Source organism: Halomonas sp. MES3-P3E (assembly GCF_002836035.1).
Taxonomy (GTDB): domain Bacteria; phylum Pseudomonadota; class Gammaproteobacteria; order Pseudomonadales; family Halomonadaceae; genus Vreelandella; species Vreelandella arctica.
Genome location: NZ_PJBT01000128.1, coordinates 1 through 643 on the forward strand (window position 1 = coordinate 1; position 643 = coordinate 643).

1 protein-coding gene and 1 pseudogene are annotated in these 643 nt (G+C 56.5%); both read right to left on the minus strand.

Annotation, left to right across the window (positions count from 1 at the left end; translation table 11 throughout):
- Positions 1-375: pseudogene (locus tag CXF87_RS22085) on the minus strand (copper resistance protein CopD); the annotation flags it as partial.
- A gap of 3 nt (positions 376-378) precedes the next feature.
- On the minus strand, positions 379-643 hold a 265-nt coding region (locus CXF87_RS12260; RefSeq protein ID WP_101146794.1), incomplete at its 5' end, for a copper resistance CopC family protein.

The following is a 643-nucleotide window of genomic DNA, read 5'->3' on the forward strand; positions in this document are numbered from 1 at the left end:
TGAGAGTGTTAAGTTATTGAGCTGAATCGCCTGGACCAACAGCAAGCCAGTTACCACCAGTATCAGCCGGGTCCCGGACGCACCCTCGAACACGATCCCGAGTAGCATTGGGTTGGTTGCAGCCGCTATATTGCCGCCCCCAAGGTAACCAGCTTCTAAAGGCCACTGGAACAGAATCAGGATAATCCCGGCCCAGACAGCAAGGACACCCATGCGGGCGACGTGCCTCCGGTCATGTTCAGGGAGTTGGGGAAATGCTAGACAAAACAACACGGCTCCCGTCGCGACTAGGGCACTGAGGTAAACCCCGGCCGCCACGAGAATCATCGCGACGGTCCAGACGTCGAGGCTATTTACGGAGAACCACCAGGCCATGGGTCAGGGCTCGACCGAGAAGTTAAAACCGTCGGTCATCATGTGCCCGTCATCCGATAGGCCGCGCCAGCGTACCTGGTAGTCCCCAGCCGAAAGAATTTCACCTGGTTTTACGAAGTAGCGTTCGACCTGTTCACTGCCTGGCTGACCATCAAGAGGAACAGAGCCGTCCGGGCCTGTCACTTCAAACTGGGTGATACGCATCATGCCACCAAACTCAATGCCAATCTCTGCTGGGGAATCCTGAATGGTCACGCCATCCTTAGGT